The sequence below is a fragment of the Mycobacterium sp. genome (genome assembly GCF_049683935.1).
Classification (GTDB): domain Bacteria; phylum Actinomycetota; class Actinomycetes; order Mycobacteriales; family Mycobacteriaceae; genus Mycobacterium.
This window is the reverse complement of sequence record NZ_JBAUJR010000079.1, coordinates 1-19,433: the sequence shown is the minus strand read 5'-3', so window position 1 is coordinate 19,433 and position 19,433 is coordinate 1. Positions and strand designations below refer to the sequence as shown.

Here is a 19,433-nt window from a genome sequence, read left to right as displayed (position 1 = left end):
AGCGGGGTGACCAACAAGTACGGCAACCCGGTCCGCGGCTACCACTTCATCCACACCGCCATCGACGCGCATTCGCGGCTGGCCTACTCCGAATTACTCGCCGACGAGGGCAAGGACACCGCCGCCGGCTTCTGGCGGCGTGCCAACGCGTGGTTCACCGACTGCGGCATCACCGTTCGAAAGGTGTTGACCGACAACGGGAACTGTTATCGATCGCACGTCTTCCGCGATGCCCTCGGCGACATCGGCCATCGTCGCACTCGGCCCTACCGGCCGCAGACCAACGGCAAGGTGGAGCGCTTCCATCGCACTCTGGCCGACGAGTGGGCCTATGCGCGGCTCTACACCAGCGACGCGCAACGCTGCGACGAATACCCGCGCTGGTTGCACACCTACAATCACCACCGCGGCCACACAGCACTCGGCGGTCAAGCACCAGCCAGCCGTGTACCTAACCTCTCAGGTCAGTACAGCTAACCCGACGGGGCGAGTCGACCCAGCCGCCAGGACCCGTCTCCGGCGAGTTCCAGGCGGCGGCCGTGGAACTGCTGCACCGTCGCTCGGTGACTGACACTGACGACGACGGCCTCCGGCAGCGCGGCGCGCAGGGCGCGGTAGAGCATCTGCTCGAGACCCTCGTCCATCGACGACGTCGTCTCGTCGAGGAACACCGCAGCGGGCCGGCTCAGCAGGATGCGCGCGAAGGCGATGCGCTGCTGCTCGCCGACCGACAGCGCCTTGGTCCACTCCTGGACGTCGTTGAGCCGAATCACCAAGTGTGACAACGCCACATCGCTCAGCGCCTGTTGCACTGCCCGATCCTCGACCGTGCCGGGCGGCAACGGATAGGTGACCACCGTGCGTAGGTCACCGATCGGCAGGTAGGGCAGCTGCGGCACGAACATCACCGCGTCCCGCCCCTGCGGCAGGTGCACCCGGCCCGACGCGAACGGCCACAATCCGGCCAGGCTCTGCAGCAGTACCGTTTTGCCGACGCCCGAGGGACCGGTGATCAGCAGTGTCTCCCCGGGATCGAGGTGCACGTCCAGCGTCCGGACCAGCGGGGTCCCGTCCGGCCTGCGCACCTCGACCGCCACCACGTCGAGGGAGTGGCCGCCGGACTCCTCGATGGCCACCGAGGTGAACGTCGCGGCCCGCGCGTTCTGGTCGGCCAGGCCGTCGAGGCGGATGATCACCGCGCGGTAGCTCGCGAACTGGTCGTAGGCGTTGCGAAAGAACGACAGCGAATCGTGGATCGCGCCGAAGGCGTTGGAAGACTGCCACACGTCGCCGAAGGACAGGCGCTGTGCGAACAGCCCCTGCGCCTGCACCAGCCACGGCAGCGGGTTGATGGCCTGACTCATCGACACGTTCCAGCCGAAGAACAGCATCATCCGGTTGAGCCAGCCGCGGTAGTTGTCCATCACCGAATCCAGCCGGCCCTTGAGCAGCCGCCGCTCGGCGGGCTCACCCCGGTACAGCCCGATCGCCGCGCTCGCGTCACGCACCCGGACAAGCGCGTACCGCAGACCTGCGTTTCGGACCTCGTTGAGGTAGCTGAGCCGGATCAACGGCCGCCCGATGACAACCGCGACGATGGTGGCCACCAGCACGTAGCCCAGCACGATCCAGAACAACGCCTTGGGCAGGGTGAGGCCGCCGAGCGTCACCGACTCCGAGAGGCGCCACAGGATCGTGCCGAACGACAGCACCGACAGCACGGCCTCCACGGCACCGAACAGCAGGGTGTTGCCCGAGTTGTAGATCGGGTTGTTGGTATCGCCACCGACGTTGGTGGTGAACACGTCGATATCCTGCTGGATCCGCTGGTCCGGATTGTCGATGGGCCTGCCGGCGAACTGGGCCCGGAAGTACGCGAGATCGCCGAGCCACTCGTCGATGTATCGGTGGCTCAGCCAGATTCGCCACCGCATGATGAAGCGCTGCATCACGTACATGTCGAGCAGCAGTCGCACGATGAAGCAGCCGGCCAGCACGGCGAACACCGTCATCGTCGCCCAGAACCCGGCGATCCCGCTCGCCCTGCGCGCATCCGCGTCCGAGGTGCCGCCCTGGAACGCAACCTGCAGCGCGGTGAACAGATCGTTGACGTAGTACGTCAGCAACACGTTGATGCGCACCGAGACGACGACCGACAGCAGCAGAAGGGCGAAGAGCAGCCACACCACAGCGCTCTGCCTGCCGGTGAAGTAATCGCCTGTGACGCGCCAGAATTGGCGGCCCCACACGGTGAAGCGGCCGATCGCGACGAGGATGAACAGCAGACAGATCGCGGTGAGGACGAACGTCTGCGCGACCCAGATCGCCGAACTGGACAGCTCGCTGCCCCAGTCGAGGGACGGCTCGAACACGTCGGTGTTCACATCGAGCACCTCCCCCCGCGCGCGAGCCCGTCTGCGGGGAAGCTACCGCAGCTTGCCACCGCAGGTGGGGAGGATTCCCAGCTCGCCGCGGGCGGATGGAGCTCCATTCGGCCTACGGGAAGGGGTCCGACGGGGGCCGCGTACCGTAAACATGTGGCTCGGACCTCTTCTAAGACCTCGTCGAAACCCAGGACAGGGCGGCTGTCCAATCGCTTCTGGAAGCTGCTCGGAGCGAGCGCGGAGAAGGATCAGACCCAGTCGACCGAGCTCGTCGACAAGTCCGCCGAATTCGACACCAAGGCGGCCGAACTCGATGATGAGCAGCTGCGCAAGGCGGCCCAACTGCTCGAGCTCGACGACCTGGCCGACTCCGCCGATCTGCCTCAGTTCCTGGCGATCGCCCGGGAGGCAGCCGAACGGACGACCAGCCTGCGTCCCTTCGACGTCCAGCTGCAGGCCGCCCTGCGGATGCTCGCCGGCGACGTCGTCGAGATGGCCACCGGCGAGGGCAAGACCCTGTCCGGCGCGATCGCAGCCGCCGGATATGCCCTGGCGGGCCGCCGGGTGCACGTCATCACGATCAACGACTACCTCGCCCGCCGCGACGCCGAATGGATGGCTCCGCTGATCGAGGCCATGGGACTGACCGTCGGCTGGATCACCGCCGACTCCACCGCCGCACAGCGCCGCGAGGCCTACCAGTGCAACGTCACCTACGCCTCGGTCAACGAGATCGGCTTCGACGTGTTGCGCGACCAGCTGGTCACCGACGTCGACGATCTGGTGTCCCCGAACCCCGACGTGGCGCTGATCGACGAGGCCGACTCGGTCCTCGTCGACGAGGCGCTGGTGCCGCTGGTGCTGGCCGGCACCAGTCACCGGGAGACGCCCCGGATCGAGCTCATCCGGCTGGTCGGGGAGCTCACCGAGGGCAAGGACTTCGCCGCCGACAGCGACAGCCGCAACGTGCATCTGACCGAGTCGGGCGCCCTGAAGGTGGAGGCGGCGCTCGGCGGGATCGATCTGTACTCCGAGGAGCACGTCGCCACCACGCTCACCGAGATCAACGTCGCCCTGCACGCCCACGTGCTGCTGCAGCGCGACATCCACTACATCGTCCGCGACGACGCCGTCCACCTGATCAACGCCTCCCGGGGCCGGATCGCGACCCTGCAGCGCTGGCCGGACGGTCTCCAGGCTGCCGTCGAGGCCAAGGAGGGGATCGAGACCACCGAGACCGGGGAAGTGCTCGACACCATCACGGTGCAGGCGTTGATCAACCGGTACCCCACGGTGTGCGGAATGACCGGCACCGCGCTGGCCGCCGGCGAGCAGCTGCGCCAGTTCTACAAGCTGGGCGTATCCCCGATCCCGCCCAACGCCCCCAACATCCGCGAAGACGAGACCGACCGGGTGTACGTCTCCGTCGCCGCCAAGAACGAGGGCATCATCGAGCACATCGCGGCCGTTCACCAGACCGGTCAGCCGGTGCTGGTCGGGACCCGCGACGTCGCCGAGTCCGAGGATCTGCACGCGCGCCTGGTCAAAGCCGGCGTGCCGGCGGTGGTCCTCAACGCCAAGAACGACGCCGAAGAGGCGGCCGTCATCGCGGAGGCGGGCGCACTGGGCGCGGTCACCGTCTCCACCCAGATGGCCGGCCGCGGCACCGACATCCGACTGGGCGGCTCGGACGAATCAGACCACGATGCGGTGGCCGAACTCGGCGGACTCCATGTCATCGGCACCGGCCGACATCACACCGAGCGACTGGACAACCAGCTGCGGGGTCGCGCCGGTCGACAAGGCGATCCTGGCTCGTCGGTGTTCTTCTCCAGTTGGGAGGACGACGTCGTGGTGTCGCATCTCGAGGGCAACAAGTTGCCGCTGGACTGTGATGAGGACGGTCGCGTGGTGAGCCCGAAGGCGGCGACCCTGCTCGAACACGCACAGCGGATCGCCGAGGGTCGATTGCTCGACGTGCACGCCACCACCTGGCGTTACAACCAGCTGATCGCCCAGCAGCGTTCGATACTCGTGGAGCGCCGGGACAAACTGCTGCGCACCGACACCGCGCGCGAGGAACTGGCCGAGTTGTCGCCGACGCGCTACGAGGAACTCGTCGAGCAACTCGGCCCGGACGGCGAGGAGAAGCTGACGAAGATCTGCCGGCTGATCATGCTCTATCACCTCGACCGCGGTTGGACCGAGCACCTGGCCTACCTGGCCGACATCCGGGAGAGCATTCACCTGCGCGCCCTCGGCCGGCAGAATCCGCTCGACGAGTTCCACCGGATGGCCGTGGACGCTTTCGCCTCGCTGGCCGCCGACGCCATCGAAGCGGCCCAGCAGACGTTCGACACCGCGCCGTCGATCGAGGACGAGCAGGGGGTCGATCTGTCCAAGCTCGCGCGGCCGACCTCGACGTGGACGTACATGGTGCACGACAACCCGCTGTCGGAGGACTCCATGTCGGCGCTGAGTCTGCCCGGCGTGTTCCGCTAGGTTCTACCCATGGCCGAGGCCTCTGGGGATCGACCGGGCGGCGGCGCTGCGACCGGGGATCTGGCACCGCAAGACCGGGTGCTGACGGTGCCGAACGCACTGTCGGTCGTCCGTCTCGTGCTGGTACCGGTTTTCCTCTATCTGCTGCTGGTCGCGGACGCGACAGGCTGGGCCGTCGCGGTGCTGATGTTCAGCGGGGCCTCCGACTGGGCAGACGGCAAGATCGCCAGGCTGTTCGACAACCAGTCCTCGCGGTTGGGCGCGCTGCTCGACCCCGCGGTCGACCGGATCTACATGGTCGTCGTCCCGGTCGCGATGGCCGCCGCGGGTGTGCTTCCGTGGTGGATCGTCGGACTGCTCATCGGACGCGACCTGGTGCTGGCGGCGACGCTGCCGCTGTTGCGCACTCGCGGGCTCTCGGCGCTTCCCGTCACCTACATCGGTAAGGCGGCGACGTTCGCGCTGATGTCCGGCCTTCCGCTGGTTCTGCTGGGGCAGTACGAGGCCACGTGGGCACGGATCGTGCTGGCGATCGGCTGGGGCTTTCTGAGCTGGGGTCTGGCCATGTACCTGTGGTCCGCCATCCTCTATCTGGTCCAGGTGGGCATGGTGATGCGCACGATGGAGCGAATACGACGTCCATGAGCACCTTGGGGGGGTACGACAACACGACCGGACGCAACGCCCACGAAGCGGGCCGTCCGACACTGATCCCGGTGCCGTCACTGCTGCGTTCGCTGCTGTCCGACCACCTCGATCCGGGCTACGCCGCAGCGGCGGAGGCGAAGGCGAACCGACCTAGGAGCAAGCCCACCGAGAGGATGTGGCAGCTGACGGCCGCAGTGGTGGTGGCCGGTGTGTTCACCCTCGCCTGGTCGCAAGCCCAGGCCACCGCGCCGGGGGAGCGCGAATCCCAGCAGGTGCTGGCGGTCAACGTGCGCTCGGCCGAGGCCGCCACCGATCAGATCGCCGCTCGGCGGGACCAGGTCGCCGCCGAGGTGAACACCGAACGGCGCAGCCGTCTCGACGGTGACGTCACCGGACGGCAACTGCTCGGCGACCTCGACAAGGCGAACTCCGCGGCGGCGGCCGCGCCGGTGATCGGGCCGGGCCTGACCATCACCGTCACCGACCCGGGCATCACACCCGACCTCACCGACGTCTCGACGCCGCGCGTGGAGGGCAGCAGGCAGGTGATCCTCGACCGCGACCTGCAACTGGTCGTCAACTCGCTGTGGGTCAGTGGCGCCGAAGCCATCTCGGTGGGTGGCGTGCGAATCGGCCCGAACGTGACCATCCGGCAGGCCGGCGGCGGCGTCCTGGTGGACAATCAGCCGATCACCAGCCCCTACGTCATCCTCGCGGTGGGCCCCCCACACGCGATGCAGGATGCCTTCACCAGAAGCGCGGGCCTCCGGCGCCTGCGGCTTCTGGAGACGTCCTACGGTGTCGGGGTGGCCGTCGAAGGCGGTGACGGGCTGGCACTTCCGGCAGGGTCGGTCCGAGAAGTCAACTTCGCCGACCCGAGTGGGCCCAGATGATCGGAATCGTTGCGCTCGTGGTCGGCATCGTGCTCGGTGTCGTCTTCCACCCCAGCGTCCCCGAGGTCGTCCAGCCCTACCTGCCGATTGCGGTCGTCGCCGCGCTCGACGCGGTGTTCGGCGGTCTTCGCGCGTACCTGGAACACATCTTCGACGCCAAGGTCTTTGTCATCTCGTTCGTCTTCAACGTTCTGGTCGCCGCGCTGATCGTGTACGTCGGAGACCAGTTGGGCGTCGGTACCCAGCTCTCGACGGCCATCATCGTCGTCCTCGGCATCCGAATATTCGGCAACGCTGCGGCTCTGCGGCGCAGGCTCTTCGGGGCGTGACGATGAGCGCTTGCGCGAAGAGCAGAGGCTGATGATGACAGACGACCCGCCGCAGCATGCCACGCAGTCACATCACGGCCGCCACGAAATGCCGCCGGATGGGGCTACGCCCGAGCGCCCAGACGCGGCTCCCCGCAGTCGGTCGCAGGTCGTCTTCGGGGTGCTAGCGGTACTGCTCTGCCTGCTGTTGGGCGTGGCGATCGCCACCCAGGTGCGCCAGACCGGCTCGGGCGATTCGCTGGAGACGGCGCGACCCGCCGACCTGCTGGTGCTGTTGGATTCACTGCAACAACGGGAGGCCGCGCTCAACACCGAGGTCGCCGAACTCCAGCGGACCCTGAGCCAGCTCCAGGCCTCGGGCAGCGATGATCAGGCGGCGATCGAGAATGCCAGGGCGCGGTTGGCGGCCTTGTCGATACTGATCGGCAGCGTGCCGGCGACCGGCCCCGGTGTGACGCTGACGATCGCGGACCCCGCTCGGGGCGTCGCCGCGGAGACGATGCTCGATGTGATCAACGAGCTGCGGGCGGCCGGTGCCGAAGCGATGGAGATCCAGGGAGGACCCCCCGACGGGCCGGTTTCGGTGCGCGTCGGGGTCGACACCTGGGTGGTGGGGAGCCCTGGCGGCCTCGTGGCCGATTCCACGACGTTGAGCCCTCCGTATTCGGTTCTCGCGATTGGGGATCCGCCCACGCTGGCCGCGGCGATGAACATTCCGGGCGGGGCGATGGACAGCATCGAACGCGTCGGCGGCAGCATGGTGATACAACAGTCCGACCGGGTCGACATCACCGCCTTGCGGCAACCGAAACCCCGCCAATACGCTCAGCCCGTCAAATGACCAGAGATAGAGGAGCGCCGTGAGCGATATTCCCGCCGAGCTGTCTTACACAGCCGACCACGAATGGGTGCAGCGGACCGGCGATGACACCGTCCGGGTCGGCATCACCGACTTCGCACAGTCCGCGCTGGGAGACGTGGTGTTCGTCCAACTCCCCGATGTCGGCGCGGACCTGAAGGCCGGGGACTCCTTCGGTGAGGTGGAGTCGACAAAGTCGGTGTCTGACCTCTACGCGCCCGTCTCGGCGAAAGTCGTTGCGGTGAACGGGGATCTGGAGGGGGACCCGCAGCTGGTCAACTCCGACCCCTACGGTGCGGGATGGTTGGTCGAATTGCAGCTCGACGCAGGTTCGCTGGAGGATGGACTGGGCGAACTGCTGGACGCGGAGGGCTACCGCGACCACGTGACGGACTGAGGTGTTGTTAGGGTCGTGCAGGCCGGATCGCAACGCGCGGATCCGGCAGTGGTGGACACAACTGTGTCCACTGCGCGGTACGGTCGATACCAGCGGCGCGACGGCTGGGGATCCGGCCGGGATATCGCCACAGCAGCCAGTGAGGAGCAGCGGGTGACGGACAAGGACTTCAACTCTGGGGCTGACTCGGACGAGGTCACCGTGGAGACCACATCGGTGTTCCGCGCCGATTTCCTCAACGAGTTGGACGCTCCGCCCGCTGCGGGCGGTGAGAGCGCGGTGTCCGGTGTCGAGGGTCTGCCGGTCGGTTCGGCACTGCTGGTCGTCAAGCGGGGCCCCAACGCCGGGTCACGCTTCCTGCTCGACCAGCCCACCACGTCGGCTGGTCGGCATCCCGACAGTGACATCTTCCTCGACGACGTGACCGTGAGCCGGCGCCACGCCGAGTTCCGACTCGAGAGCGGCGAGTTCCAGGTCGTCGACGTGGGCAGCCTCAACGGCACATATGTCAATCGGGAGCCGGTCGATTCCGCGGTTCTCGCCAACGGCGACGAAGTGCAGATCGGCAAGTTCCGCCTCGTGTTCCTGACGGGTCCGAAGGATGACGGCGCGGCAGGCTGAGCGACGCCCACCAACCGACACCACGATCGGCGCTGACGCCAGATGACCCAACCCGACGCACCCGGGCTCAGTGGGATGTCCATCGGCGTTGTGCTCGATCTGCTCCGCGGCGATTTCCCCGACGTGACGATCTCGAAGATCCGTTTCCTCGAGGCGGAGGGGCTGGTCACCCCGGAGCGCACCGCGTCCGGGTACCGGCGGTTCACCGCATACGACTGTGCGCGCCTGCGGTTCATCCTCACCGCCCAGCGCGACCAGTACCTGCCGTTGAAAGTCATCAAGGCCCAACTCGACGCGCAGCCCGACGGCGAGATCCCCGAGACCGGGTCGCCGTACGGCACGCCGCGCCTGGTGACGGTCAGCGAGAGTCAGACCGACCCCGCGGGACGATCGGCCGCGCAGGGGCAGGTGCGTCTGACCCGGGAAGACCTGGTCGACCGTTCGGGTGTCGACGACGAACTGCTGACGTCGTTGCTCAAGGCGGGCGTCATCACGCCGATCTTCAAGGGCGGCAGCACAGTCCTCTTCGACGAGCACTCCGTCGTCATCGCGCAATGTGCCCGGGCGCTGGCCGACTACGGCGTGGAACCGCGTCACCTACGCGCGTTCCGCTCGGCGGCCGACCGGCAATCCGATCTCATCGCCCAGATCGCGGGACCGGTGGTCAAGGCCGGCAAAGCTGGAGCGCGCGACCGCGCCGACGATCTGGCCCGCGAGGTGGCAGCGCTGGCGATCACGCTGCACACATCGTTGATCAAGTCAGCCGTACGCGACGTACTGGATCGCTGAGGACTAGACTCGCCCTGACGGGTTTACGACGAATATTCGTGGCATTCGGGCATTTCCCAGGCCCTGGATGGAACTGAGCAGCACACCGGTGCGGAGGGCAGGCACAGATGGGTGAGGTTCGTGTGATCGGCATTCGAGTTGAGCAGCCCCAGAACCAGCCCGTCCTGTTACTACGAGAGTCCAACGGCGATCGTTACCTCCCCATCTGGATCGGTCAGTCGGAAGCCGCCGCGATCGCGCTGGAGCAGCAGGGTGTCGAACCGACACGTCCGCTCACGCACGACCTGATCCGAGATCTCATTGCCGCACTGGGCCATTCACTCAAAGAGGTGCGCATCGTCGATCTGCAGGAGGGCACCTTCTACGCGGACCTGATCTTCGATCGCGACATCAAGGTCTCCGCCCGCCCGTCGGACTCGGTCGCCATCGCTCTGCGGGTGGGCGTGCCCATCTATGTGGAGGAGGCGGTCCTCGCCGAGGCGGGACTGCTCATCCCTGACGAGAACGACGACGAATCGACCGGCGCCCTGCGGGAGGACGAGGTCGAGAAGTTCAAGGAGTTCCTCGACAGCGTGTCGCCCGACGATTTCAAGGCCACCTGAGCTCACCCTCGGTGACCGGCTTGGTCACGAGTGCGTCTCGTCAGGTTCGACACGCGGGGCGCGTTTCTCCCGACACCGAATCGGGCAGCCATACTTGGTCGCGACGGGCAGTCACGGCAGGCCCTCAAGCGTATGCTCGACACAAGTTCGGGCTGGGGCGAACGTGCGCCACGCAGGTCATGACGCGGTTCGATGGCGATTGAAGGCGAAGGGATTCGACAAGTGGGAGACACGCCACGCCAGGAGGAACTGGACCTGACCAACGGCGCCCCGCAGGAGGACGGTTCTCCCAAAGTGGCGACCGAGCCCGTTCAGGGCGGTCTGTTCCCCGACAATTCGGTGCCCGACGAACTCGTCGGTTACCGAGGGCCCAGCGCCTGCCAGATCGCCGGGATCACCTACCGCCAGCTGGACTACTGGGCGCGCACCTCTCTCGTGGTGCCCTCGATCCGCGGTGCCGCGGGGTCGGGCAGTCAGCGGCTGTATTCATTCAAGGACATCCTCGTCCTCAAGATCGTCAAGCGTCTGCTGGACACCGGCATCTCGTTGCACAACATCCGCGTCGCGGTGGATCACCTGCGTCAGCGCGGCGTTCAGGATCTGGCGAACATCACCCTGTTCTCCGACGGCACCACGGTGTACGAGTGCACCTCGGCCGAGGAAGTCGTCGACCTGCTGCAGGGCGGGCAGGGCGTGTTCGGGATCGCCGTGTCGGGTGCGATGCGGGAACTCACCGGCGCGATCGCCGATTTCCCCGGCGAGCGCGCCGACGGTGGCGAGTCGATCCCGGCGCCCGAGGACGAGCTGGCTTCGCGCCGCAAGCACCGCGACCGCAAAACCGGCTGATCACCGACGCTGATCGGCGAACGGCCTCCGGTCACCGGTAGACTCGGGCTCGCATCGCCCTCACGCGGGAGAGTTCCGTGGCCGCCAGCCACGGGCGCCGAAGGAGCAACACCTCTCCGTCAACCTCTCAGGCACCCAGGACCGCGCGAGACCCCGATGCCTCTGGAAAGCGGTGCGTTCGGCGCACCCGCCCATGGGGAAAGGCTCCGGCGGCTGGTCGCTCAGTCGGTGTGGCCGAATCTCTCAGGCGCCCGGTTCGGGTCGACGACAGAGGGGGAGGAGCCGGTTCGCATGCGCTCCTCGCGCCCGCGGCAATCGTCGGGAGATGTCTGTCAGTGTCAGATTCCAGGTCCGATTCCAGCCCTGATTCAACCTCCGAACTTCGTTTCGTCGACCGCCACATCGGTCCGGATGCGCAGGCCGTCGCGACGCTGCTGAGCACGATCGGCGTGCAGTCGCTCGACGAGCTGGCCGCGAAGGCCGTCCCTGCGGCGATCTTCGACGCGGTCGGCGCCGACGGAATCGCGCCCGGGCTGCAGAACCTGCCGCCGGCAGCCACCGAGACCGAGGCGCTGGCCGAGCTGCGTGCCCTGGCCGACTCGAACACCGTCGCCGTGTCCATGATCGGGCAGGGATACTTCGACACCCTCACCCCGCCTGTGTTGCGGCGCAACATCCTCGAGAACCCCGCCTGGTACACCGCTTACACGCCCTACCAGCCCGAGATCAGCCAGGGCCGCCTCGAGGCGCTGCTGAACTTCCAGACGATGGTGACCGACCTGACCGGCCTGGAGGTCGCCAACGCCTCGATGCTCGACGAGGGCACCGCCGCGGCGGAGGCGATGACGCTGATGCAACGCGCCGTGCGTGGATCGAGCAATCGCCTGGCGGTGGACAGCGACGTCTATGCGCAGACCGCCGCGGTGCTGGCGACCCGCGCCGAACCCCTCGGGATCGACATCGTCACCGCCGATCTGCGTGACGGCCTGCCCGACGGCGAGTTCTTCGGCGTGATCGTCCAGTTGCCCGGCGCCGGCGGATCCGTGCACGACTGGAGCGCGTTGGTCTCCCAAGCCCACGAACGCGGCGCTCTGGTGGCTGTCGGCGCTGACCTGTTGGCCCTGACTATGGTCGCCCCACCCGGCGAGATCGGTGCCGACATCGCCTTCGGAACCACCCAGCGGTTCGGTGTGCCAATGGGCTTCGGTGGTCCGCATGCGGGTTACCTGGCTGTCCACTCCAAGCACGCCCGGCAGTTGCCGGGACGTTTGGTCGGAGTATCCAAGGACGCCGACGGATCGTCGGCCTACCGGCTGGCACTGCAGACCCGCGAACAGCACATCCGGCGTGACAAAGCCACCAGCAACATCTGCACGGCGCAGGTGCTGCTGGCCGTGATGGCCGCGATGTATGCGAGCTACCACGGTGCTGAAGGACTGAGTGCCATCGCCAGGCGGGTCCACGGGAACGCCCGCTCGCTCGCTGCCGGTCTGCGCGCCGGCGACATCGACGTGGTGCACGACGCCTTCTTCGACACCGTGCTGGCCCGGGTGCCCGGACGCGCCCGCGAGATCCAGGCGGCGGCCAAGGTGCGGGGCATCAACATCTGGCTGGTCGACGACGACCACGTCTCGGTGACCTGCGACGAGGCCACCACCGACGCCCATGTCGCGGCCGTGCTGGAGGCGTTCTGCCCGGCCGGTTCCGACGCTGCCGATTTTTCCGGGCCCGACATCGCGACCAGGACATCGGCGTTTCTGACCCACCCCGCGTTCACCAGGTACCGCACCGAGACCGAGATGATGCGGTATCTGCGTTCTCTCGCCGACAAAGACATTGCGCTGGACCGCAGCATGATTCCGCTGGGCTCCTGCACCATGAAGCTCAACGCCGCAGCAGAGATGGAGCCCATCACCTGGCCGGAGTTCGCCCGACAGCATCCGTTCGCCCCCGCGTCGGACACCCCGGGACTGCGCCGGTTGATCGCCGATCTGCAGACCTGGCTCACCGGCATCACCGGCTACGACGAGATATCCCTGCAGCCCAACGCCGGGTCGCAGGGGGAGTACGCGGGTCTGCTGGCGATCCAGGCCTACCACGCGGGCCGCGGTGACACGCGACGCGACGTGTGCCTGATCCCGTCCAGCGCACACGGCACCAACGCGGCGTCGGCGGCGCTGGTCGGCATGAAAGTCGTCGTGGTCGGCTGCCGGCCCAACGGTGACGTCGACCTCGACGATCTGCGCGCCAAGGTCACCGAACACGCCGATCGGCTGTCGGCGCTGATGATCACCTATCCCTCGACCCACGGGGTCTACGAGCACGACGTGGCGGACATCTGTGCGGCGGTGCACGACGCGGGCGGCCAGGTCTACGTCGACGGCGCGAACCTCAACGCGCTGGTCGGCCTCGCCCGTCCGGGCCGTTTCGGCGGCGACGTCAGCCATCTGAACCTGCACAAGACGTTCTGCATCCCGCACGGCGGTGGTGGGCCCGGCGTCGGGCCGGTTGCGGTCCGCGAACACCTGGCCCCGTACCTGCCTGGGCATCCGCTCGCCGAGGAATTGTCCGACAGGCTGACCGTGTCGGCGGCGCCCTACGGTTCGGCGTCCATCCTTCCGATCACGTGGGCCTACATCCGCATGATGGGAGCCGACGGCCTGCGCGCGGCGTCACTGGTGGCGATCGCTTCGGCCAACTACATCGCCCGCCGTCTCGACGAGTACTACCCGGTGCTGTACACGGGCGAGAACGGCATGGTGGCCCACGAATGCATCCTCGACCTGAGGGGAATCACCAAGGCCACCGGAGTGACTGTCGACGATGTGGCGAAACGACTGGCGGACTACGGCTTTCACGCGCCGACGATGAGCTTCCCGGTGGCGGGCACCTTGATGGTCGAACCCACGGAAAGCGAATCGTTGGCCGAGGTCGATGCATTCTGCGACGCGATGATCGCGATCAAGGCCGAGATCGACCAGGTCGGTTCCGGGGCCTGGCCGGCCGACGACAACCCGCTCCGGGGGGCACCGCACACCGCAGAGTGCCTTCTGGTCACCGAGTGGAACCACCCGTACACCCGGGAGCAGGCCGCCTACCCCCTCGGTGCGGCGTTCCGGCCGAAGGTCTGGCCGCCGGTGCGCCGGATCGACGGCGCCTATGGCGACCGCAACCTGGTCTGCTCGTGCCCGCCGGTCGAGGCGTTCGCCTAGTGGCCGGTACGGTGACCCCATGACAGGAGGGTCTGGGGGAGCTGCCGGCATCACCCCGAAGCTGTTCATCTTCCCGCACGCCGGCGGGGCGCCGCAGTACTACGTGCCGTTCGCGAAGACCTTCACCACGGACATCAAACGCACCGCGGTGCAGTACCCGGGACAGCGCGGCAAGCAGGATTTCGCGTCGTTCACGAGCCTGCCCGCCCTCGCCGACGAGGTCTGCAAGATGGTCTCGCCGGACAAAGAAGGCGGCGTCCACGGCCCGCCCATCTTCTTCTTCGGGCACAGCATGGGCGGATTGCTGGCGTTCGAGGTAGCGCGCCGCTTCGAGGAGGCGCGCAATCCGATCGCCGCGCTGTTCGTGTCCGCGTGCGCGGCCCCCGGCCGGGTGGGCTACGAGGACGTGCCGGACGACGACGAGGGCCTCCTTGCGGCGGTGAGCACGATGACAGGCGCCAGCCCGGAATTCATGCAGAGCCCGGAGTTCGCCGCGGCCATCCTGCCCACCCTGCGGGGGCTCAAGGCGATCGCCAACTACAACTGCCCTCCCGAGGTGAGGTTGTCGTCGCCGATCCATGCGTTCTACGGCGACGATGACGAGATCGCCACCACCGAGAAGGTGATGCCGTGGTCGGAGCGGACCACGGCGGGCTTCTCCGCCCGCGAGTTCAAGGGTCATCACTTCTACCTCAACGACCACCTCGGTGACCTGGTACCCGACGTCGAGCAGCGGATCTGGGAGCGCTGCGGCCGTAGGCCTTGATTTGGGGTGTGGTCTTCGCCACATTCGCGCAAGGTCGCTGCGACACGCCCGGAGCACACCCGCACACGCCGCGTTGACGGTGCCGCTGTGCCCGATTTGACGCGGTCAGAGCCGGTTCTTACCGGAGAGTCAGGAAAAAACTCGACATGGATGTGCATTCTCCGCAAACCCTTTACGCACGCGTCAAGACGATAGGAGCACTGATTTCGGCAGTCGTGCCCGACTATTCGCGCACCCGACCCTCACGGGGCCGAGCAACCAGGAAGGCACGGACTAGGTGGGACGTTCCGGTTACTGGCAAAACTGTGAAGACGCTGTAAGGAATAAATTGCGCACCCGTGTTTGCACAGTGCCGGCGAAATCCACGCTGAACTGCCGGCTTCCCTCTGGCAAGCAATTCGTGGTGTAATCCTTCGTCGGAATGGCCAACATTATTGACGGGTCGGTGTTAGCCTTCCGGCGAGCGGGGGTTGCGCGGCTACAGGCTGCGAGTCGGTTTGCCACCACGGCAACGAAGCCGAGGCGCAGAAACATGTGATGAAAGGACGTCGTCATGCCGTTGCTCGAGTCGACCATTCCTGGCTTGCTCGCTGATCGTGCCAAGCAGCAGCCAGATGCCGAGGCCTATACCTTCATCGACTACGACGTCGATCCCGCGGGATTCGCCGAAACGCTGACCTGGTCCCAGATGTACCACCGTGTGCAGGTCGTCGCAGAGGAACTGCTGCGCCACGGCTCGAAGGGGGACCGGGCCGCCATCCTGGCGCCGCAGGGCCTCGAGTACATCATCGCCTTCTACGGCGCGATGACCGCCGGTTTCATCGCCGTGCCGCTGCCCGTGCCCGCCATGGGCCAGCTCGACGAGCGGGTCAACGGCGCGCTTCGCGACTGCCAGCCCGTCGCCGTGCTGACCACCTCCGCTGCCGTCGGCGAGATCATGACCTACGTCGGGGCGCAGCCGGGCAGTGCCGCACCTGCGGTCATCGAGGTCGACGCACTCGATTTCGATACCCCACGCACCGTCGAGGTGAATGTCGGCCCGCTGCCCAAGACGGCCTATCTGCAATACACCTCCGGCTCGACGCGCGCCCCCGCCGGCGTGATCATGACCCACAGGAACGTGATCCGGAACCTCGACCAGATCTTCACCGACTACATGGAGCACCGCGGTGGAGTGCCGCCCCAGGACACCACCATGGTCTCCTGGCTGCCCTTCTACCACGACATGGGTCTGATCCAGGGGGTCTTCGCGACCCTGCTGTGCCCGCCGGACGGCGAGGACGGTTTCTGGGGCCGCCCCGCCATCTTGATGAGCCCGGTGGCGTTCCTGCAGAAGCCGTCGCGCTGGATCCAGCAGCTCGCCATCAACACCCATGCCTGGTCGGCAGCGCCGAACTTCGCGTTTGAGCTGTCGGTGCGCCGCACGTCCGACGCCGACCTCGAGGGCATGGACCTCAGCGGCCTGCTGGGCATCATCAGCGGCAGCGAGCGCATCCACTCCGCCACCATCAGGCGGTTCAACGAGCGTTTCGCGAAGTTCAACATGCCCGACACCACGGTGCGGCCCTCCTACGGCCTGGCTGAAGCGACGCTGTACGTGATCTCTGCGCCTACCGGCCACTCGCCGGCGACGGTGCGCTTCGACTACGAGAAGCTCTCGTCGGGCCACGCGAAGCGTTGCGGCGCCGAGGGTGGTTCTGAGCTCGTGAGCTACGGCGCCCCACGGTCCTCGACTGTGCGCATCGTCGATCCCGAGACGCGCCTGGAGAACCCCGACGGCAAGATCGGTGAGATCTGGGTGCACGGCGACCAGGTGGCCATGGGCTACTGGCGTAACCCGCAGCAGACCGAACGCACCTTCGGCGGCGAGATCGCCGACCCGTCCCCGGGCACCCCGCAGAACACCTGGCTGCGCACCGGTGACCTCGGTGTGATGTCCGAGGGTGAGATGTTCATCATCGGCCGCATCAAGGACCTGCTGATCGTCGACGGCCGCAATCACTACCCCGATGACATCGAGGCCACCATCCAGGAGATCACCGGTGGCCGAGTCGCCGCCATCTCCATCCTCGACGAGACCAGCGAGCAGCTGGTCGCGGTGGTCGAGATGAAGAAGCGCGGCAGTTCCGAGGCCGAGGCGCTGGACACGCTGCGGGCGGTCAAGCGCGAGGTCACCTCGGCGATCAAGAAGTCCCACAGTGTGCGGGTGTCTGACCTGGTGCTGGTCGCACCCGGATCGATCCCGATCACCACCAGCGGCAAGATACGGCGCTCGGCCTGCGTAGATCGTTACCGTCAGGACGAGTTCAGCCGTTTGGACGTCACTACATGACCTCTGCTTTCGACGAGGATTCTCTACGGCACTGGTTGGTCGACTACCTGGTCACCAACATCGGTTGCAGCCCCGACGAAATCGATTTCGACGCACCGCTCAACGATCTGGCGGTCGGCTCCAGCGATGCGGTCGTGCTGACCGGTGAGCTGTCCGAGTTGCTGGGCCGCACGGTGTCGCCGGTGGAGTTCTGGCAGTACCCGACGATCAACGCGCTCGCCAAATTCTTGACCGGCGGCGAAGTCGAGCCGATCGCCGAAGCGGTCGTCCACCGCGACTTCAGCACCGATGACGAAGCGATCGCGGTGATCGGCTTGGGCTTGAGGTTCCCGGGCGGCCCTGACCTCGACGGCAACATCGAGGGGCCGGACGCGTACTGGGACTTTCTGTCCGAAGGCCGCTCTGCGGTGCGCGAGGTCCCCGCAGATCGCTGGGAGTCCTTCCAGGTCGACTCCCCGGAGGCGGCAGCTGCACTTGCCGGTACCACCCGCTGGGGTTCGTTTCTGCGCGACATCGACGCCTTCGACGCCGAGTACTTCGAGATCTCGCCCAGCGAGGCCGACAAGATGGACCCGCAGCAGCGCCTGTTGCTCGAGGTGACCCAGGAAGCACTGGAGAACGCCGGCATCCAGGCCAACACGCTGCGGCATTCCCAGACCGGGGTGTTCGCGGGCGCGTGCCTCGGGGAGTACGGATACCTGTCGACGGTCGACCTCGGCGACGTCGACTCCTGGTCCGGCACCGGTGGCGCGCTGTCCATCATCGCCAACCGGGTGTCGTACTACTTCGATCTGCGCGGCCCGTCGGTGACCATCGACACGGCCTGCTCGTCGTCGTTGGTGACCATCCACCTGGCCTGCCAGAGCCTGCGGGCCGGCGATTCCGATCTCGCGCTGGCCGCCGGGGTGAACCTGCTCCTCTCACCTGCCGTGACGCGCAGCTTCGACCAACTCGAAGCGATGTCGAAGACGGGACAGTGTCACAGCTTCGACGCCAGCGCCGACGGCTTCGTCCGCGGTGAGGGCTGCGGCGTGACCGTGCTGAAGCGACTGTCGGATGCCCAACGCGACGGCGACCGGATCCTGGCGGTGATACGTGGGTCGGCGGTCAACCAGGACGGCCGCTCCAACGGTCTGATGGCGCCCAACCCGGCCGCCCAGATGGCGGTGCTGCGGTCCGCGTACGCGAACGCGGGCATCGAGCCGCGCGAGGTCGACTACGTCGAAACCCACGGCACCGGAACGCTGCTGGGCGATCCGATCGAGGCACGTGCCTTGGGGACCGTCCTGGGTAGGGGACGCGCCGCTGATGCGCCGCTGCTCATCGGCGCGGTCAAGTCCAATCTCGGGCACCTGGAAGCCGCCGCTGGCATCGCCGGCTTCGCCAAAGCCGTGCTGGCGATGCAGCACAACACGATCCCTGCCAACCTCGGCTACGAGAAGCCGAACCCGCACATCCCATTCGACAACCTGCGACTGAAGGTCATCGATCAACCCACCGACTGGGCCGACGTCGGGCGCCCCAGGCGAGCCGGAGTGTCGTCGTTCGGGTTCGGCGGCACCAACGCCCACGTGGTGATCGAGCAGGCGCCCTTCAGCGCGCCTGCACCGGTCGAGGCCGCCCAGCCCGCGGTGACCACGCTGGTGGTGTCCGGCAAGACGCCCGAGCGCATCGCCTCGCAGGCCGGAATGCTCGCGGACTGGATGGCCGGTCCGGAAGGGTCGCCGACGTCGCTGTCGGAGGTGGCACACACTCTCAACCACCACCGCTCCCAGCACACCAAATTCGCGACGGTCGCCGCCCGGGACAAGGCGCAGGCCATCGCCGGACTGCAGGCCCTCGCCGCCGGCCAGTCCGCGCCGGGCGTCGTCGCTGCCCATGTCGGGTCCTGCAAGCGGGGCGTCGTGTTCGTCTACTCCGGGCAGGGGTCGCAGTGGGCCGGGATGGCCCGCCAACTGCTGGCCGACGAGTCCGCATTCGTCCAGGCGCTGGCCGAGATCGAGCCGGTGTTCGTCGAGCAGGTCGGGTTCTCGCTCTACGACATCATCGCCGGCGGCGAACCGATCAGCGGCGACGCCCAAGTCCAACCGGTCCTGATGGGCCTGCAGCTGGCCCTGACCGAACTGTGGCGCTCCTACGGCGTGCATCCCGACGCCGTGATCGGCCACTCCATGGGCGAGGTCACCGCCGCCGTCGTCTGCGGAGCACTCAGCCTCGCCGACGGCCTCAAGGTCATCGCCCACCGCTCCACCC

Annotated in this window: 16 protein-coding genes and 2 riboswitches; of the genes, 15 read left to right on the top strand and 1 reads right to left on the bottom strand. The window is 67.2% G+C overall.

Translation table 11 applies throughout. The annotated features are described in order from the left end of the window. Positions 1-477, top strand: a 477-nt coding sequence (locus tag WA965_RS04460) for an integrase core domain-containing protein (RefSeq protein ID WP_526295221.1), incomplete at its 5' end; no start/stop codon positions are given. On the opposite strand, the gene WA965_RS04455 is transcribed toward WA965_RS04460, so the two are convergent. After that, on the bottom strand, positions 474-2,384 hold the full coding sequence (locus tag WA965_RS04455) for an ABC transporter ATP-binding protein/permease (RefSeq protein ID WP_526295219.1): 1,911 nt from the start codon (positions 2,382-2,384) through the stop codon (positions 474-476). The two genes, WA965_RS04460 and WA965_RS04455, sit on opposite strands and share 4 nt — an antisense overlap. A gap of 153 nt (positions 2,385-2,537) precedes the next feature. Between WA965_RS04455 and secA2 the strand changes: the two genes are divergently transcribed. From secA2 to WA965_RS04385, 14 genes are all read left to right on the top strand, one after another. Then, positions 2,538-4,886: an accessory Sec system translocase SecA2 gene (gene secA2 / locus WA965_RS04450; protein WP_526295217.1), complete on the top strand. Its 2,349-nt coding sequence runs from the start codon at positions 2,538-2,540 to the stop codon at positions 4,884-4,886. Between the two features lie 9 nt (positions 4,887-4,895). Then, positions 4,896-5,531: a CDP-alcohol phosphatidyltransferase family protein gene (locus WA965_RS04445; protein ID WP_526295215.1), complete on the top strand. Its 636-nt coding sequence runs from the start codon at positions 4,896-4,898 to the stop codon at positions 5,529-5,531. Further along, the gene (locus WA965_RS04440) at positions 5,528-6,427 is read left to right on the top strand and encodes a DUF881 domain-containing protein (RefSeq protein WP_526447142.1); all 900 of its coding nucleotides are present in this window, start codon (positions 5,528-5,530) and stop codon (positions 6,425-6,427) included. The genes WA965_RS04445 and WA965_RS04440 overlap by 4 nt, the downstream gene beginning before the upstream one ends. Continuing rightward, positions 6,424-6,756, top strand: coding sequence for a small basic family protein (locus WA965_RS04435; protein ID WP_526295211.1), 333 nt, complete (start codon positions 6,424-6,426; stop codon positions 6,754-6,756). The genes WA965_RS04440 and WA965_RS04435 overlap by 4 nt, the downstream gene beginning before the upstream one ends. Before the next feature lie 88 nt (positions 6,757-6,844). Continuing rightward, the gene (locus tag WA965_RS04430; RefSeq protein WP_526295223.1) at positions 6,845-7,597 is read left to right on the top strand and encodes a DUF881 domain-containing protein; all 753 of its coding nucleotides are present in this window, start codon (positions 6,845-6,847) and stop codon (positions 7,595-7,597) included. 19 nt (positions 7,598-7,616) lie between these two features. Beyond that, positions 7,617-8,012, top strand: a complete 396-nt coding sequence (gcvH, locus tag WA965_RS04425; RefSeq protein WP_526295209.1) for a glycine cleavage system protein GcvH — start codon at positions 7,617-7,619, stop codon at positions 8,010-8,012. A 153-nt stretch (positions 8,013-8,165) separates the two neighbouring features. Beyond that, positions 8,166-8,633, top strand: coding sequence for a glycogen accumulation regulator GarA (gene garA, locus WA965_RS04420; protein ID WP_178357388.1), 468 nt, complete (start codon positions 8,166-8,168; stop codon positions 8,631-8,633). A 42-nt stretch (positions 8,634-8,675) separates the two neighbouring features. Next, positions 8,676-9,422: a transcriptional regulator FtsR gene (ftsR, locus tag WA965_RS04415; RefSeq protein ID WP_526295207.1), complete on the top strand. Its 747-nt coding sequence runs from the start codon at positions 8,676-8,678 to the stop codon at positions 9,420-9,422. Between the two features lie 107 nt (positions 9,423-9,529). Continuing rightward, positions 9,530-10,024, top strand: a complete 495-nt coding sequence (locus tag WA965_RS04410) for a bifunctional nuclease family protein (protein ID WP_178357305.1) — start codon at positions 9,530-9,532, stop codon at positions 10,022-10,024. Between the two features lie 222 nt (positions 10,025-10,246). Beyond that, the gene (locus WA965_RS04405) at positions 10,247-10,870 is read left to right on the top strand and encodes a MerR family transcriptional regulator (RefSeq protein ID WP_178357304.1); all 624 of its coding nucleotides are present in this window, start codon (positions 10,247-10,249) and stop codon (positions 10,868-10,870) included. Positions 10,871-10,925: 55 nt separating this feature from the next. Next, positions 10,926-11,024: riboswitch (glycine riboswitch) on the top strand. After that, a riboswitch (glycine riboswitch) is annotated at positions 11,025-11,151 on the top strand. Positions 11,152-11,205: 54 nt separating this feature from the next. Further along, positions 11,206-14,082 (top strand): aminomethyl-transferring glycine dehydrogenase, encoded by a 2,877-nt coding sequence (gene gcvP, locus WA965_RS04400; protein WP_526295205.1) that lies wholly within the window; start codon positions 11,206-11,208, stop codon positions 14,080-14,082. 19 nt (positions 14,083-14,101) lie between these two features. Then, positions 14,102-14,848, top strand: a complete 747-nt coding sequence (locus WA965_RS04395; protein WP_526295203.1) for a thioesterase II family protein — start codon at positions 14,102-14,104, stop codon at positions 14,846-14,848. Positions 14,849-15,401: 553 nt separating this feature from the next. Further along, complete coding sequence (locus tag WA965_RS04390; RefSeq protein ID WP_526295201.1) at positions 15,402-17,180, top strand: fatty-acid--AMP ligase; 1,779 nt, start codon at positions 15,402-15,404, stop codon at positions 17,178-17,180. After that, positions 17,177-19,433, top strand: a 2,257-nt coding sequence (locus tag WA965_RS04385) for a type I polyketide synthase (RefSeq protein ID WP_526295199.1), incomplete at its 3' end; no start/stop codon positions are given. The genes WA965_RS04390 and WA965_RS04385, both read left to right, overlap by 4 nt.